The organism is Sinorhizobium sp. NFACC03 (assembly GCF_900103435.1).
Classification (GTDB): Bacteria; Pseudomonadota; Alphaproteobacteria; order Rhizobiales; family Rhizobiaceae; genus Ensifer.
In genome coordinates this window covers 162,057-178,628 of sequence record NZ_FMXF01000002.1, presented here as the reverse complement: position 1 = coordinate 178,628, position 16,572 = coordinate 162,057, and the positions used below count along the sequence as shown (strand labels likewise).

Below are 16,572 nucleotides of genomic sequence, written 5' to 3'. Positions count from 1 at the left end.
GACAATCAAATCTCTCCGGTTCTTGACCCCGGCAGGAGGCAGATATGACGCAAGAAACCGTGACCCTTTCGGACGCTGCTGCAAAGCGGATCGCCACGATCCTTCGTTCGGACAGTCACAACAACGCGATGCGGGTGTCCGTCGAAGGCGGCGGCTGCTCGGGATTCTCCTATAAGTTCGACCTGGTCGACAGCGCCAACGACGACGATCTGGTGCTGGAGAAGAACGACGCCAAGGTGCTGATCGACAGCCTGTCGCTCGTCTATATGGGCGGCTCAGAGATCGACTTCGTCGACAACCTGCTCGGCCAGTCGTTTCAGATCAAGAATCCGAATGCGGTCGCAAGCTGCGGATGCGGAACGAGTTTTTCCATCTGAGCCAACGGCCACCTGGCCTGCCTGCGGTCGCCGTCAGAGATACGGCGACCCCAGCCAAAGCACACGGTTCGCCAGCCGGTCGATAAGTGGCTTGGCGCGCAAGGCCTCGAGCGTGACCGGTTCGGCCGAAGCCAGCACATCCGATATCATGCCGCCGATCGTATGGGCGAAACCATCGTCCAGCACTTCGAGATCGAACTCGAAGTTGAGACGCAGGGAACGCGGATCGAGATTGGTCGACCCAACATAGGCCCAGCGCTCGTCCACGATCAGAAGCTTCGAATGGTTGAAGGCGCCCTCGGCGCGCCAGACCCGACAATGACCTTTCAATACCTGATCGAACTGGGCGGTCATTGCGCGATCGACCAGAAGCAGATTGTTGACCGCCGGCACGATGATGTCGACCTCGACGCCCCGGCGCGCCGCGGTCACCAAGGCGCTGATCAGTTCGCGGTCCGGAAGGAAATAGGGCGACATCAGGCGGATGTTCTTGCGCGCCACCGAGAACGCCCCCATCAGCATCTTGTGATTGGTTTCGTTCGTGGCGTCCGGCCCTGAGGGTATGGCGCGCATCAGCACAGAAGACGTTTCTGCCGGCAAAGGCATTTCTTCGAGCGCCCAGGCACCGCCCGTCAGCATCTCCCCGCTGGAAAACTGCCAGTCCTCGGCGGCGACCTGAAAGATGTCGGCGACCACCGGGCCCGTTACCCGAAAGTGCGTGTCGAGGGCCGGCTCCTCGCCGGCAATCTCGCTGCTAAAGCCCGCCCGGATGTTCATGCCGCCGGCAAAGGCGACGCGGCCGTCGACCACGAGAATCTTTCGGTGCGTGCGCAGATTGGCATAGGGCAACCTCAGCCCCATGATGATATTGCCGTTGAAGACGGCCGTCGGAACGCCGGCCGTCTTCAGATGACCGACAATGCTGGGGACGGAGTAGCGCGCGCCGACTGCGTCGATCAGTACGCGCACCTGGACGCCACGCGCGATCGCGGCGATCAAGGCGTCGGCAAAGCGAAGGCCGACCACGTCGCGATCGAAGATATAGCTCTCTATCAGGATGCTGCGCTGCGCACCGGCAATGGCCACCAGCATGGCCTCATAGGCAGCATCCCCGCCGGCCAGCACCTCGATGCCGTTGCCGGAACACATGCGGTGCCGGGAAACACGGTCGCCGAGGATTTTCATCGCGGCAAAACGATTCCCGAAACTTCCGGCAATATCTGTTTCAGAGATATCGAACCTGCCGAACTGATCGGGGCCTTGCCCGCGCAGTAGTGCGCGTTGCGAGCCGATCGAGGAGCGGCGGATACGGTTGATGCCGGCAACGGCATAGAGCAATGCCCCGACGATCGGCGAGAGCAGAACGACACCGACCCAACCTGCGGCGGCGCGAACGTCGTCCTTGGTCATGGCGGCGTGAATGGCAGCCGGGATGCCAAGCGCGAAGGACAGCAGCGCCAGGATATGCGGCCAGTAGTTCTGCACGAGATCGATCATGCGCCGGACTATAGCCGGCCATGGATCGGAATCAATTCAAGCAGCCGCACCTATACCGTATATAAACTGCGCGCGGCGTCGCCCGTCGTCGTTGCAGCTCTGCCCAGCGCTGAAAGTCCGCAGGTATCGGATTTGTCAAAAGAATCCGGAGCGGCTAGAAGAGTCCCGCCGCAAGGACTCACCTGTATGGAAGGGCGTTTCGAGCCATGAAGATTGCCACCTGGAACATCAATGGCGTCAAGGCGCGAATCGACAGCCTGTTGGCATGGCTGAAGGAAGCCAATCCGGACATCGTCTGCCTGCAGGAGATCAAGTCTGTCGACGACGGCTTTCCTCGTCTGGAGATCGAAGCCCTCGGCTATCATGTCGAGACCCACGGCCAGAAGGGCTTCAACGGCGTCGCCCTGCTCTCCAAGCTGCGTCCGGACGAAGTCAACCGCGGCCTGCCGGGCGACGACTCCGATGAGCAGTCGCGTTTCATCGAAGGCGTGTTCTCGGTTGCCGGCGGCGTGATCCGTGTCTGCTCGCTCTACCTGCCGAACGGCAATCCCGTCGATAGTGAGAAGTACCCCTATAAGCTCGCCTGGATGCGCCGGCTGACCGCCTATGCCGAGCAGCGCCTTCTGCTCGAAGAGCCCTTCATCCTGGCAGGCGACTACAACGTCATCCCGGAGGAGCACGACTGCTGGGACATCAAAGTCTGGCAGAACGACGCACTTTTCCTGCCGGAGACGCGCGCGGCCTATCGGCGCCTGCGCAATCTCGGTTTCACCGACGCGGTGCGGGCCACCTCAGACGCGGTGCCGCTCTATACCTTCTGGGATTATCAGGCCGGCTGCTGGCCGAAGAATTTCGGCATTCGCATCGACCATCTGATGCTGTCGCCGGAGGCAGCCGATCGACTGGTTTCGACGTCGATCGACAAACATGTTCGCGCCTGGGAAAAGCCCTCGGACCACGTTCCTGTTATCGGCGAGTTTGCTTTCGCGGCCGCCTGAGGTGCGGATCTGCCGTTCGGCTATTCGGTGCTGGCTGAGGGGTAGCCGCGCGGCGACCTCAGTCGTCGTCGCCCTGCATATGTAGATTCTGCGAAAGCGAGATTGCCGTACGGCGATCATCTTCGGTGGCAAGCGAGAATGCCTGCTCCTGCATCGACTGGAGCCAGGGCCGATCCTTCGGCGAACACTGGTCGAGCGCGGCGGTCATATAGGCGAGACCGCGAATGGTCTGGCCTTCCTGGAAGATTACGTTGCCGAAGACACCCATGGCACCGGCATGGCCGCTCTTGCGGGCACGGTTGAGCCACTTCTTGGCTTGCTGAACGTTGACGCTACCGCCCTCGCCCGACAGCAGCATGCGCGCAAGCTGGAACTGCGCTTCAGCGACACCAAAGGTCGACGCCGCCTGGAAATAGAGCTGCCGCGCCTGGGCCATATCCGACTGGATCGGGCTGTCGGGAATGCCGCGTCGGTAGTAGCCGGCAAGAGAGATCAACGCGTTGACGAAATAGCCGGTATCCTCAGAACCCGGCTCCACACCCTGCTGGGCGATCTCGCTGTAGATCTTGAAGGCCTCGAGGTCGTTTTCGGCGACACCGTCGCCATAGGCATACATGTTGGCCAGAGCCCAGCGGGAGCCGGTATGCCCCTTCTCCGCAGCGTATTTGTAGGCCTCGACGGCCTCGTCCTTGCGGCCGTTCTTGTAAGCGGAGAAACCGAACTTGAAGAGCGCGAAGGGACCGGATTCCTTCGTGACGCCTGCCCCCGGATCAAAGGCAAGGGCCGGCATGGTGCTGGTCCCGCAGACCGCCAGCGACACGCCGAGTATCGCAACCTTCAGTGACTTCAGTTCACCCGCAAGCATCACAGTCTAATTCTTCCGTTCCAGCCGGCCACGCCGAACTCATCACCGCTGCAAACACAAACGCCCGGACGACCCGCCGCCGCCCAAAACTTCACCAATTCCGCCGAGAACATCGACGCACCATTCCAGAACGAAACTTCGACACATGCACCGAAAAGACCATTTCAGTCGACCACTTGCGCAAAAGTGCCGAAGGCCACATCTGACATGAACATCGACGGTCCAAGTTTCACTTCACACCAAACGCCGCAGGTTTCGTTTTCACGGTTGCAGGTTTGTCCCTACTATCGCTGCTCCCTGTTTGTGGCGGGAAATGGACATAGCCGGGACGAGTCCGATGCTAGCAAACTCTAGCATTAAATGTGTTGCTGAATCGTCACATTAGCGAACGGTGCAAAGGCAACAGCGAACAGTTCCACATCAAAAAGAAAGGCCCGGTCGAAACCGGGCCCAAACACTCAGATTGGCGAAGGATCAGAACTTGACCTTAAGGGACGTCGATATGGCGCCGAAGAAATCGTTACCGTAGTCGTAGGACACATCGCCGCCGATAACCTGCCCGTCGAAGTTAACGGGGCCCGAACTGCCGCTCGTCAGGATGCCCACTGCACCAGCCAGTCGAAGCTCGATATTCTTGTTTGGCGAATAGGATACACCCGAGCCAAGCGACCAAGTATCGGACTGAGTGCCATAGCCGTGGCTGGTACCGCGGTCCCAGGTCAGGCTAACAGCGCCGTTCCACTGATCGTTGAACTTGTGACCAAAGCCGCCTGAAATCGTCCAGCCGTCTCGATAAAGCAGGTCAAGCGAGGTGCAGGGCTGAGCCAGGGTTCCGCCCGACGAAGGGCAAAACTTGAGAACCTGGAGTTGGCTCCAATCCGTCCATTTGACAGAGCCGAAGGCGACCCAGTCGGGCGCAATACCGGACTGAATCTTCAATTCGAGTGAATCCGGCATCGATGCAAAGCCGGAGACCCCATAGAAGTTAACCGGAGCCGGCCCGCGAACGTCACGCAGGTCGATCGTTCCCGCAAGGTTGTCGAGGTCCACGGCACTGTTGTAGACGAGGCTCGCCCGCACTGCGTATTCAGGAATTTCGTAGCCGACGCCAGCGCGCCAGCCCCAACCATCCCCCTCGAGATCCAGCCGACCGATGCCGGTACGCCCGGCGGCCAATACCGGTGGCACGCCCGTGAAATCCTGAACCAACCGCTCCTTGAAGCCGCTGACCTCTTGGTAGAAGACGCCGCCGATGATGCGGAACTGACCTTGGCCGACGTCCCATTTATAGGAGCAGGTTGCGGCGTAGTTGTCGCTTTCGACCTTCGTCTCGACGTTGTTGTTTGCACCGGCCCAGTTGAGGCCCGGGTTGGTATGCGCACCCCAGGGCTGCGAATAGTCGGCCATACAGTCGATATCGTCAGCAAAGCGCGCCTTGACCCCAACGCGCGGAACCCAATAGCTCTCGGTATCGTCGGCGGTATTCGGTCGGGAATTCAAGTTACCACCGCCAGCACCCGGCCCCGTTCCATTAAACGGGAAAACCGCAGACGTCGTATCCGTGTCTCTGACATTCTTCAGTTCGCGCTGCGGATTGACGTAGGTCGCCGAAGCTTCGCCGGCGTAGTCCGACGGGTCGAACAGCAGATCGATGTTGTAACCACCGCGCTCAAGACCGCCGGCGTGGGCCGCCGACGCAACCAGCAAACCAGCCGCCACCGTCAGGACGCCACGCTTAAAATTCATGTGAGCCATCAAGCTCCTCCCCTGCACTGCAATCTGCGACATTCCACCTCATGCCGCGTATGGCGGAAGTATTCTCACGAACATGTGAAATCGCAAATGCCAGATGCAGAGGCGGTGCGGCACTATGCGTCACATAATTTACGTAAGATTCTCATGATTTAGACACATTCGCGCATTTCCGAAATGATATTCCGGAAAATAGGTAAATAACCCAATAAAATAGGAAAAACTTCCAACACTCGCGAAAGCTGTGTCGTGGAGACAACAATATTGGTTTTTGCTGAAGATCAACAAAAATGGCCGTTGAAACTCCGCCTGCCCATGCCGAGCGATTTCGTGAACGGCCGACAGTATTCAGCTCAGCGATTCGATCGCGAAGCGCGCCCCGGCAAGTATATAAAATCATACTAAAATAAAAAATCCGCGACGGACCTGTCGCGGATTTTGACTTCCTTGGCCGATCAACCCTGTGGGCGGTTGCACCCTTAGCGTGCTTCCTAACCGGCTTCCGCCACGCGCGTGAGCGCGACGCCAAGCGAATCTTTCTGAAGATCGAGTTCCACCAGGCGCTCACGCTCCGCTTCCACCAGTTCCGGTTTTGCGTTCGCGACGAACTTTTCATTGGCCAATTTGCCAAGAATACGCTCGCGCTCCGCATCCACCTTGGCGATCGCCTTCTCCAGGCGCGACTTCTCGGCGGAGAGATCGATCAGGTTGCCAAGCGGGAGGCACGCGGTCGCCTCACCCACAACGATCTGGGCACTGCCGCGCGGGGCGACAGTCGCATAGTCGATGTGTTCGACACGCGCCAGGCGCGCGATTGCCGGAGCATGCTGCTGCAGGCGTTCGCGCGTCAGATTGTTCGCACCGACGACAATCAGCGGCGCGGTTGCTGCCGGGGGAACATTCATCTCCGAGCGGACGGAGCGGATGCCCGAAACGAGGTCGATCAGCCAGTTGATCTCGTCGGCGGCCGCATCATCGGCATAGGAAGCCGCCGGCCATTCGGCGTGGCAGAGCAGCGTCTCGCGTTCACGGCCCTCGCCTGCCGTCTGCCCCCAGAGCTCCTCGGTCATGAACGGCATGAACGGGTGCAGCAGCTTGTAGATCTCATCGAGAACATAGGCGACGCAGGCCTGCGACTCGCGCTTGGCCGCCTCGTCCTCGCCGTTGAAGACCGGCTTCAGCAGTTCGAGATACCAATCGCAGAACTGGTTCCAGACGAAACGATAGAGACTGCCGGCGGCTTCGTTGAAACGATAGGCCTCGATCGCCTCGGTGACGTCGCGGATGGTGCGCGAAAGCTCCGTCAGGATCCAGCGGTTGATGGTAAGCGACGCGGCTTCGGGGATGAAACCGTCGCTGTCGACCACGCCGTTCATCTGGGCAAAACGCGTCGCGTTCCAGAGCTTCGTGCCGAAGTTGCGATAACCGGCGATGCGGGCGGGATCGAGCTTCACGTCGCGGCCCTGGGCAGCCATGATCGCCAGCGTGAAGCGCAGTGCGTCGGCCCCATATTCGTCGATAAGTTCGAGCGGGTCGATGACGTTGCCCTTCGACTTCGACATCTTCTGGCCGTTCTTGTCGCGAACGAGCGCATGGACGTAGACCGTATGGAACGGCTCGACCGGGGTGCCGTCGGCATCCTTCATGAAGTGCAGGCCCATCATCATCATGCGGGCGACCCAGAAGAAGATGATGTCGAAGCCTGTCACCAGGACGTCGGTCTGATAGTACTTCTCCAGTTCCGGCGTCTCGTTCGGCCAGCCGAGCGTGGAGAACGGCCAGAGCGCCGACGAGAACCAGGTGTCGAGCACGTCTTCGTCGCGAGTCAGGATTTCGCCCGGCTTGAAGTTTTCGAGCAGGTCCTCGACATAGGCCTTCATCGGGCCTTCATGCGCGAGATAGTGCTGGATCGCGGCGTGCAGCGCCTCTTCCTCGGTCTTCTCGACGAAGACCTGACCATCCGGGCCGTACCAGGCCGGGATCTGATGCCCCCACCAGAGCTGGCGCGAGACGCACCAGGGCTGGATGTTTTCCATCCACTCGAAGTAGGTCTTTTCCCAGTTCTTCGGAACGAAGTTCGTCCGGCCTTCCTTGACGGCGGCAATCGCAGGCTTCGCGAGCGTCTTGGCGTCGACGTACCATTGTTCCGTCAGGCGCGGCTCGATCGGCACGCCGCCACGGTCGCCATGGGGGACCATGTGCTTGTGCGGCTCGATCTTGTCGAGCAGGCCAGCCTCTTCGAAGATGCGGACGATGATCTTGCGCGCCTCGAAGCGGTCCTTGCCTTCGAGTTCGTCCCACGCACCATGCAGGGCTGCCGGATCGGAAAGCCCTTCGAGGAACTCCTCGTTGTCCTTGATGGTGATGCGACCTTCGATCGTCATGACGTTGATCGCGCTGAGGCCTGCGCGCTTGCCGACGTCGAAGTCGTTGAAGTCGTGCGCAGGCGTGATCTTCACCGCGCCGGTGCCGGCCGTCGGATCCGCATAGCTGTCGGCGACAACCGGAATGCGCCGGCCGACGATCGGCAGGATGACATGCTTGCCGAGGAGCGGTTTATAGCGCTCGTCGTCCGGGTTGACGGCAATGCCGCTGTCCCCGAGCATCGTTTCCGGGCGGGTGGTCGCGACGACCAGATAGTCGCGTTTCTCCCATTCGGTCGCCTTGCCTTCCTCATTGAAGGCAATCGGATGTTCATAGGTGACACCCGGTTCGAGCGGATAGCGCAGATACCAGAGATTGCCGTTGATCTCGTGCTGCTCGACCTCCAGATCGGAAATCGCCGTCAGAAGCTTCGGGTCCCAGTTGACCAGGCGCTTGTCCTTGTAGATCAGCCCTTCCTTGTAGAGCGAGACGAAGACCTCCAGAACGGCTTCCGAGAGGCCGTCGTCCATGGTGAAGCGTTCACGCGACCAGTCGCAGGATGCGCCGAGCCGCTTCAACTGATTGAAGATCAAGCCGCCGGATTCGGCCTTCCACTCCCAGACCTTCTCAATGAAGGCCTCGCGCCCCATCTGCCGACGGTGCTGCTGGGTTTCCATCAGCTTGCGCTCGACGACCATCTGGGTCGCAATACCGGCATGGTCCATGCCCGGCTGCCACAGCACGTCCTTGCCGCGCATGCGCTCGAAGCGAACCATGACGTCCTGAAGCGTGTTGTTGAGCGCGTGGCCCATGTGCAGCGAACCGGTTACGTTCGGCGGCGGGATCACGATGCAGAAGCTATCGGCGCCGGGCTTGGCACCCGCGCCTGCACGAAACGCGTTTTCTTCGTCCCACTTCTTGGCGATACGTGGGTCGACGGATGCGGAATCGTAGGTCTTATCAAGCATTTTGGAGCCAATTTTGGAGAGTGATGTCTGTGTCTTGTAAACCGGAACGGCCGGTGCAAGTCAACACGAACGCAAAAAGCCGCGACGGTCGCCGCGGCCCCACGCATCAAAAGATCTGAATTTCAGCGACGCGGCCCGCGGGCAACACGCTCGATTTCCTCGCGAACCAGCCGTTCGACGAGTGTCGGCAGATTGTCGTCCAGCCATTCCTGTAGCATCGGCCGCAGCATTTCCTGGGCAATTTCGTCGAACGAGCGCCTTGCGCCCTGATCGACCGCGAGAGCGAGATTGTCAAAGGATTGCGCGACCTTCCGGCCGACTTCCGGAGAGACGATGGCTGCGATCGCCTTCTCGGGGGCCACCGTGTCGATCACCGGCGCCGGCGCTGGCGATTCGACGCCGTCGCGACGCTCCGATGGCGCTGGGGCAGCGACGGCTTCCGCATCCTCGTGTGTTTCTGGGGCCACGATCGGCTGAACGGCCGGAGCCTTGGGCGCTGATACCGCGGCCATGCGCGACGTTACGACGGGGCTGTCCTGGATCGCCGGCGCTGGCGCGACTGGCTGCGTTTCGCGCGGGGCAAACCCCGTTGCGTGACGCTCCGAAGCCGCACGAACGCGTGCTGCGACATCAGCCAGCGAAAGCGGCGGCTGTGCAACCGACGCGTTGGCCTCGGACGAGACGATGGAAAGCTCTACGGCAGGAGCCGCGGGGGCGGGCCTCGATGTTTCGGCAGATTCCTCGCGCCGCCCGAAGGCTACGGTCTCGATCTCGCTGTCGATCGTCAGCTCGATCTCGTCACCCGCCTCGTCCTCGAAATGCTCCTGCGGCGAAAGCCCGGCCTGCCCAGGCTCATTGCTCTCGATGATCTTGCGAATGGATGCCAGGATCTCATCCATCGAAGGTTCACGCGCGACATTGAGCTGTGCCATTTCTATCCCCGTTTGACGCGGCCGGCATGTGTTTCAAAACAGGACATGCGCCGATTTCCGACAAACCTTATGTGAGTTCGCGGACGAAACATACGCCGCGAATCAGCCACTCAGATCCTTGCACAGATTTGTTTTCAGGGGGAAAAATAGAAACGCCCCGGGGAGACCGGGGCGTTTTCTTTAGCGACCGTCGACGGTTCGAAGACCGAACCATTTATCCTTGACCGCCTCGTAATGTTCTTCGGCGCGATATTCGGCCACCTGCAGACCCTGGCTCTTCACGGTCAGCCTCGCGGAGGCTGCAAGCAAGGTATAGCTCGCGACGACCGCATCGCGCTGCGCAAGCGCCAGGAGTTCCTGCGCCTGCAGCACGTCCTGCTGCGAATCGAGAACGTCGAGGGTCGTGCGCTGGCCGACTTTGCGCTCTTCAATGACGCCATCCAGTGCCAGCTTGGCGGCAGAGATCTGCGCCTTGTTGGCGGAAATACGCGCGATCGCCGCTTCGAGCTGCGCGTAGGCCGAAACAATCGTTTCCTGAATCGATGCTCGCGCCGAATCAACCAGAATGCGCTGCTGCCCCAGGCGTTCCTTCGCCTGCCGGATCTGGCCGTATTCGAGGCCGCCCTGATAGATCGGGACTTCGAGGCGAGCAGTGATGCTCGATGTGTTGCTGTCGATGCCATCACCGACATTGCCAGTGGTGCGGCCGACCTGTCCCTGAAGCGTCACGCCGGGCAGCATCGTGCCCTCAGCCGACTTCACCTGGTAACCGGCCGAATCAACCGAGTACTGCGCCGCCAGAATGGTCGGGTGGTCGCGCAGGCCGCTTGCGACCGCCTGGTCGAGCGAGCGCGGCAGGCTCTTCGATGCGGGAGACGCCTGCTTGATGTTCTTCGGCAAGTCGCCGACGATCCGCACATAGGTCGCTTCGCTCTGCTTCAGCTGCGCAACAGCGACGATAAGCTGCGACTGCGCGTTGGCGAGCGAAGCCTCTGCCAGGCTCACGTCCGTACGGGTGCCCTCACCCACATCAAGCCGCGCCTTCGCGGCGTTCACCTGTTCCTGAAGGAACGCGATGTTCTGCTTGCGGATCGACACAAGCTGCTGATCGCGGGCGATATTGGAATAGATGGTCGCCGCCGAAAGCAGGATCTGCATCTCGTTGGCGAGCAGCGATTCGCGGGTGGCAAACACATTCGATTCGGCCGCGCGAACATTGTTCAGCGTCTGAAAGCCATCAAAGACCATCTGCGTTATGGAGATGCCGACCTGCCCCTGGTGAACGTCCTGAGTTCCGGAACTCTCCCTGTCGATGGTCGAAAGCGTCCCGCTGGCGAAACCAGCCACCTGGGGGCGAAAGCCGGACTTGGCGATCGGTACGCTCTCGTCGGTGGCGCGCAGCCCCGCCCGCGCAGCGTTCAGATCCGGGTTGTTTGCGTAGGCTTTGGCCATTGCGCCGAAGATCGTCTCGGCCAGTACTGCGTGCGGGGCAAGCAGCACACTCGTCGAGACGGCGGCCCACAGGGCCGCTTTGCGGACAATCGACACCATTACTTCTCTCTCCGATCGGGGGCGGCAAAGCCTGCCCTCATTTCCCGCAGCGCTGTCCTCGTTACAAAACGGCGCTGTCTAGACACGGCGATGAGCGCTCACACCGCCCACTGGTGAGCAAATCACTACCACTGCACTCTTTGAAACCCGGATTCCAAATTCCGACAACTGCGCAGCCCTACTCTGCGCAGGCATTTCAAAAAGAAACAAGTACCGCGTTGCGAATTGGCAACATTGTTATTTTAGCAGTACATTCAAATGTTGATATCCCTCAATAAGCGGGACCTCAAAAAACAAATTCCTGCTCGCGGCGGAAGCCGGGAAGCGGCTTCACCGCAGTGTTGAAGTCGGCACGCTCGGAGGTTTTTCCGTGCTCGTGCACATAGAGTTTAGCGCGCGAAGCGTTGCCAAATCCTTCGACCACCACGAGTCGGCCGCCATCACGCAACTGCTCGAACAGAGCCGCAGGCAACACTTCCACCGCACCGTGAACGAAGATGACATCGTAAGGCGCTTCGGCAGCGTAGCCCTTCTCGAGTTCGCCGGTGACGACGGCGATATTGTCATAGCCGAGACGTGCCAGCGTTTCGGTCGCGGTGGCGGCAAGACCCTGATCGCTTTCGAGCGCGACGACGGAACCAGCAATCAGGGAAAGCAGTGCCGAGGCATAGCCGGTACCGCAACCGATCTCGAGCACGACGTCGGACTTGGCGATCTCGGCGAGCTGCAGAAGCTTGGCAAGCGGCGACGGCTCCATCAGGAAGCGCGGCCCTCCGCCGTTGGCGGCGTCAAGCGCGATGTCGGTGTCGATATACGCGAGCTCCTTCATCTTCGCGGGCACGAACTCCTCGCGCGGCACGGTGAGGAAGGCGGACAAGACCGAGTGAGACGTCACATCCGTGGTCCGGATCTGGTTGTCCACCATCTTGGTGCGCGCTGCTTCGAAATTCATGCTGGTGCCCTCGTATCCGGATAGGCGCGGCGCCGCTTTTCGGAGAAGCCCGCGCGATCGTCTTGTGGCTCTCAACGGAAAGCCTTTGACGTAAGCTCTTAAATCGCCGCCCCGCGGGATTCAAGCGACAGCGGCGAATTGCGCCGGAAAAACGGGGAAGAAGAGCCCTGATCGATCATGGCGGCGACGCGCGGACATGGGCGCGACGCATTGCTGGCACGTGGACCGCGGGCAAACTCAGCGCCCGGGTGCGCCTTCCAGGCCCACGAGGGCGATCTTGGTGTAGCCGGCGTTCTGGATGAGGTTCATGACCGTCATCAGCTCGCCGTAGTCCACGGCCTTGTCGGCCCGGAGCAGGACACGCGTCTCGGTGTTGCCCTCCGTCAGGCGCTTCAGCTCGTCGGCGAAGGTCTCACGCGCCGTTTCCTCGTTGCCGATGGCCAGCGCCAGATCGGCCTTCAAGGTCACGAAGACCGGCTTGTCGTCGCGCGGCGCTGGCTTTGCCGCCGATTGAGGCAGATCCACCTTCATATCCACCGTGGCAAGCGGCGCCGCCACCATGAAGATGATCAGCAGCACGAGCATGACGTCGATGAAGGGCGTGACGTTGATTTCGCTGTTCTCGTCCAGATCGCCGCCGTCCTGGCTTACTTTTCCGGCCATGGGTCACCCGATCCGTGCGATGGTCGTTTCGGCATGGACGAAGCCTTCCTGCCGGCGGGGCTGCGCCTTGCGGACCATGCGGTGGTCGAGGTCGCGGCTGACGAGCCGTTCAACGGCGGCCGCAGCATCGGCAAGGATCACCTTGTAGCCACCCACTGCACGTGCGAAATAGTTGTAGATCACCACCGCTGGAATTGCCGCAACAAGGCCGATAGCAGTGGCGAGCAGCGCTTCGGCAATGCCGGGTGCGACGATCGCGAGATTGGTCGTCTGCGCCTTGCTGATGCCGATGAAGGAATTCATGATCCCCCAAACCGTGCCGAAGAGGCCTACGAACGGTCCGACCGAGCCGATCGAGGCCAGAATACCGGTGCCGCTCGTCATGCGCTTGCCGGCGCGAACCTCGATGCGGGTCAGCAGCGAAGAGACGCGTTCCTTGATACCGCTCGCAGGCGCATGGTCGACAACCGCTTCCGAACGCACCATCTCGTCGATCGCCGCAGCCACCATCTCAGGTGCTGGGCCCGACTTCCCGTCGAATGCAGTATTGACATCAGCCAGACCGTTAGCGGCTGACAGGAGACGCACCGCCCGCTTGAGGCGCGCCTTGGCGCTGAAAAGCTCGAGTGCCTTGACCAGGAAGATCGCCCAGGTGGCAATGGACGCCACTGCCAGGCCGACCATAACGCTTTTGACGACAAGGTCCGCCGCCATGAACATACCGATCGGCGACAGATCGTGCGGCAGCACCGGGTTCGCCGCACCTTCGGTCGCAACGGCAGTGCCCTCGACAGCAAGGGGGGCAGTCTCCGGCGACGCGGCTTGTGGTGCGGGCTGCACCTGAGTGATCGGCGTCGCCTGGTTTACCGGTGCGCTGCCGGTTGCCGTCTGGCCCTCTACGACCGGCGTCGGCGTGGGAGATTGTGCGACAGTGCCCTGAGTGCCGTTCGTAGCCGGGGCTGACGATGCCCCTTCACTCGCTGACTGAGCGAACGCAACCACGGGCATAGCAGCCGATGACAGACCCAGCATTGCGGCTGCCAGCAGATTGATCGTCGATCGGGCTCGGTTCGGCATCTTGTTCCTCACGTACTGGTCCGTTTCGTCATTTCAGAGCGAAGGGATTGCCGCCACCCGTCACATCCCTTGCGTGCTTTCGGGCTCTTTACGCAAAGGGGAGCGGAATGACAAGGATTTGTGGAGTTTATCAATCAAGAATAATTTCGCAACCCGCCCGCTCAGGGCAGCACGTCGCGCCATCGACCCGCGCCGCAGTCACCACAAGATCCGCCTGGTCGCACAAGGCCGGAAAGAGCCGCGGGTTCTCGATGGCAAGGATCGTCCAGCCGTAGCCGTTGCGCGCCGCACACCATTGCTTTTCCCGGCAGATGAAGACACCCGCAGCATTCGCCTCGATCGCCGACGACAGATCCGCGCGGATCGCGGCCTGTTTTTCCTGGTCGAGCGGCGGAGCGCCCTTCCCGGCCGGCTCCGTAGCCGGGTAAGGATCGGCAGCTGCCGGCGGCGGAAGCATCGCTGGCTTGAGGTGGTTTTCCACCGCGAGGGCCCGTTGCCATTGCGAAAACACGAAATCCGACGGGCGCATCCTGTTGGTTGCTATCGCGCCGTTCGCAACGAGGCCGACGAGGCGACCATCCTCGGCAATCACGACATCGGGCAGACGATCGTGCTCGACTGCGAGGCTGACGAGACCGACGCTGATCAATACCGCTCCCGACAGGGCCAGCCAGCTCCGCAACACACAGACGAGAACACCGCCTGCGGCAATCAGCGCAAAGCCGAAATGCCCGATGCGACCCGTGACGATCTCACCGTCGAGAGAGGTTACGAAGCGGGCGATGTCGAGCATCCGGTCGAGGCCCCATGCCATCGCCATCAATGGATAGTGTTCAAGTCCCAGTGGCATCAGAAGCATGGCGAACAGGCCGAACGGCATGATCACAATGCTGATCACCGGCATCGTGAGAACAGTGGCAAGCAGGCCATAGGCCGGCAACCGGTGAAAATAGGCGATCGAATAGACCGATGTCGCCAAACCGCCGATGAGAGAGGTGATGACGACACCGGCGATCACGCCGGTGACCGGGCCCCTTCCCTTGCCCTGCCTCGCCGCCGTCGGTACCTCCGTCTCCCGTCGCTCGCGCCAGCGCGCATAGCCGGCAACGAGCGCAAGGGTCGCAGCGAACGACATCTGGAAACCCGGCCCAGCAACCGCAGACGGCGTTGTGGCGACGATGACGATCGCCGCGAGGGCAACGTTGCGCAGGCTGATCGACATACGATCGAAAAACACCGCCACGAGCATGATGGAAATCATGATCCAGGCGCGCAATGCCGACACCGCTCCCCCGGAGATGAGAATGTAGAGGCAAACCATCAGCAGTGCGCCGGTCGCCGCAACCTTCTTGATCGGCACACGATGCGCTAGGCCAGGGATCATGCTGAGAACGGTGCGGGCGCCAATCAGAAAGGTCCCGGCGGCAAGCGCCATGTTGAGGCCGGAGATCGCCAGCACATGCGCAAGCCCGGCTTGCCGCAACACCTCGACCGTCTCACGGCTGATTGCCCGCTCTTCCGCGGTCACCAGCGCTGCCGCAAGCGCTCCCGTGTCGCCGCCGATCGATGCACGGATGCGCTCTCCGACGGCCTCCCGCATCGCGGCGATGCTGGTCGCCAGGGATGAACCAAAGGAAGAGGCCGCTTCCGATTCTCCGGTCGCAGGCGCTTTTCCGCCCGTGGGCGAACCGTAGAAAAACCCGACTGCACCGATACCCCGGAAGTAGCTGTCAAACGCGAAGTCGTTCAAACCCCGCAATGCCGGAGGGCGGAGACAGCCGCGCCCTGCCCTCGATGGTCGCACCTATCGGCAGCGGATCTTCCCGACCCCGCGCCACCAGCGTGACTTTCGTCGGTTGACGGCGCAGGCGCGGCCTGGTCGTCTCGTGGATCTCGACCCCGTAGCGCCACTGGCCCCGGTCGTCCTGCTCACGCGAAAACACCACACCCCGCACGTTCGTCGTCACCGGTGCGTCGAGGACGATCGTATCGGTCCGCGCCGTCTCGGTCGCGACCAGCGCCATTCCCGCCACAAACAGTGTCGCCCCAATCAGCGGCACCCGCAGCCGTGCAAATTTTCCGACGCATGCCACCGCCGCCATGCCGAAAACGCAAAGCAGCAGTGCAAGTTTGACAATTCCGACGTCAAAAGGGAGCGACAGCCAGGTGAGGACGCCTGAGACCAGCAGCACCGGTATCAACACAAAACCGTGACCGAATGCGCGTTCTTCTTCGATTGCGGACGCGACCAATGCCTTGACCGCGCGCGGACTGAGGCGCGCCGAGAGCGTCGACATGCCGCGGCGCACCTGTGTCGAAAGCAAGCCGCGCGGCGCACTGGGAGCAAAGACTGTAACGGCAGTGGCGGCATCGGAACCGGACAACATGAAGCTGCCGCGCTCAGCGTCCTGCGACGCCTGCCGCCTTTCAGTATCGCTCATCGCGCCAGCGCTCTTTCCCCCGAATACCCGGTCGATCATGCAACCAAAGGCACATAACCGCAACCCACGCGCTATCTGCTGAAAAAAGCGGCAAACCTATATAGAATGGTACCGCACCATCATCCGACGAGATTA

At 61.2% G+C, this 16,572-nt stretch carries 13 protein-coding genes; 2 read left to right on the top strand and 11 right to left on the bottom strand.

Annotation, left to right across the window (positions count from 1 at the left end; translation table 11 throughout):
* Positions 1-44: 44 nt before the first annotated feature.
* The gene (erpA, locus tag BLU35_RS06245) at positions 45-377 is read left to right on the top strand and encodes an iron-sulfur cluster insertion protein ErpA (protein ID WP_057255803.1); all 333 of its coding nucleotides are present in this window, start codon (positions 45-47) and stop codon (positions 375-377) included.
* A 33-nt stretch (positions 378-410) separates the two neighbouring features.
* On the opposite strand, the gene BLU35_RS06240 is transcribed toward erpA, so the two are convergent.
* Entirely contained in the window at positions 411-1,874 is a 1,464-nt protein-coding gene (locus BLU35_RS06240) for a phospholipase D-like domain-containing protein (protein ID WP_058320614.1), read from the bottom strand.
* Between the two features lie 206 nt (positions 1,875-2,080).
* On the opposite strand from BLU35_RS06240, the gene xth reads away from it, so the two are divergent.
* Positions 2,081-2,872: an exodeoxyribonuclease III gene (gene xth / locus BLU35_RS06235; RefSeq protein ID WP_057255799.1), complete on the top strand. Its 792-nt coding sequence runs from the start codon at positions 2,081-2,083 to the stop codon at positions 2,870-2,872.
* Between the two features lie 58 nt (positions 2,873-2,930).
* Here the strand turns inward: xth and exoR are convergent, their stop codons facing one another.
* The 10 genes from exoR to BLU35_RS36830 all read right to left on the bottom strand — a co-directional run bounded on the left by exoR (position 2,931) and on the right by BLU35_RS36830 (position 16,437).
* On the bottom strand, positions 2,931-3,737 hold the full coding sequence (exoR, locus tag BLU35_RS06230) for an exopolysaccharide production regulator ExoR (protein WP_058320613.1): 807 nt from the start codon (positions 3,735-3,737) through the stop codon (positions 2,931-2,933).
* Positions 3,738-4,211: 474 nt separating this feature from the next.
* Positions 4,212-5,492: an OmpP1/FadL family transporter gene (locus tag BLU35_RS06225; RefSeq protein ID WP_058320612.1), complete on the bottom strand. Its 1,281-nt coding sequence runs from the start codon at positions 5,490-5,492 to the stop codon at positions 4,212-4,214.
* Positions 5,493-5,980: 488 nt separating this feature from the next.
* Positions 5,981-8,821: a valine--tRNA ligase gene (locus BLU35_RS06220; protein WP_093232415.1), complete on the bottom strand. Its 2,841-nt coding sequence runs from the start codon at positions 8,819-8,821 to the stop codon at positions 5,981-5,983.
* A 122-nt stretch (positions 8,822-8,943) separates the two neighbouring features.
* Positions 8,944-9,753: a PopZ family protein gene (locus tag BLU35_RS06215; RefSeq protein WP_093232414.1), complete on the bottom strand. Its 810-nt coding sequence runs from the start codon at positions 9,751-9,753 to the stop codon at positions 8,944-8,946.
* 180 nt (positions 9,754-9,933) lie between these two features.
* Positions 9,934-11,304: a TolC family outer membrane protein gene (locus BLU35_RS06210; protein WP_057255789.1), complete on the bottom strand. Its 1,371-nt coding sequence runs from the start codon at positions 11,302-11,304 to the stop codon at positions 9,934-9,936.
* A 286-nt stretch (positions 11,305-11,590) separates the two neighbouring features.
* Positions 11,591-12,256, bottom strand: coding sequence for a protein-L-isoaspartate O-methyltransferase family protein (locus BLU35_RS06205; protein WP_057255786.1), 666 nt, complete (start codon positions 12,254-12,256; stop codon positions 11,591-11,593).
* 237 nt (positions 12,257-12,493) lie between these two features.
* On the bottom strand, positions 12,494-12,919 hold the full coding sequence (gene exbD, locus BLU35_RS06200) for a TonB system transport protein ExbD (RefSeq protein ID WP_057255784.1): 426 nt from the start codon (positions 12,917-12,919) through the stop codon (positions 12,494-12,496).
* A gap of 3 nt (positions 12,920-12,922) precedes the next feature.
* Positions 12,923-13,996: a tonB-system energizer ExbB gene (gene exbB / locus BLU35_RS06195; protein ID WP_058320609.1), complete on the bottom strand. Its 1,074-nt coding sequence runs from the start codon at positions 13,994-13,996 to the stop codon at positions 12,923-12,925.
* A gap of 130 nt (positions 13,997-14,126) precedes the next feature.
* Positions 14,127-15,596 (bottom strand): ComEC/Rec2 family competence protein, encoded by a 1,470-nt coding sequence (locus tag BLU35_RS06190; RefSeq protein WP_502688137.1) that lies wholly within the window; start codon positions 15,594-15,596, stop codon positions 14,127-14,129.
* Between the two features lie 130 nt (positions 15,597-15,726).
* Positions 15,727-16,437 (bottom strand): hypothetical protein, encoded by a 711-nt coding sequence (locus BLU35_RS36830; protein ID WP_502688136.1) that lies wholly within the window; start codon positions 16,435-16,437, stop codon positions 15,727-15,729.
* Between the last annotated feature and the right edge of the window lie 135 nt (positions 16,438-16,572).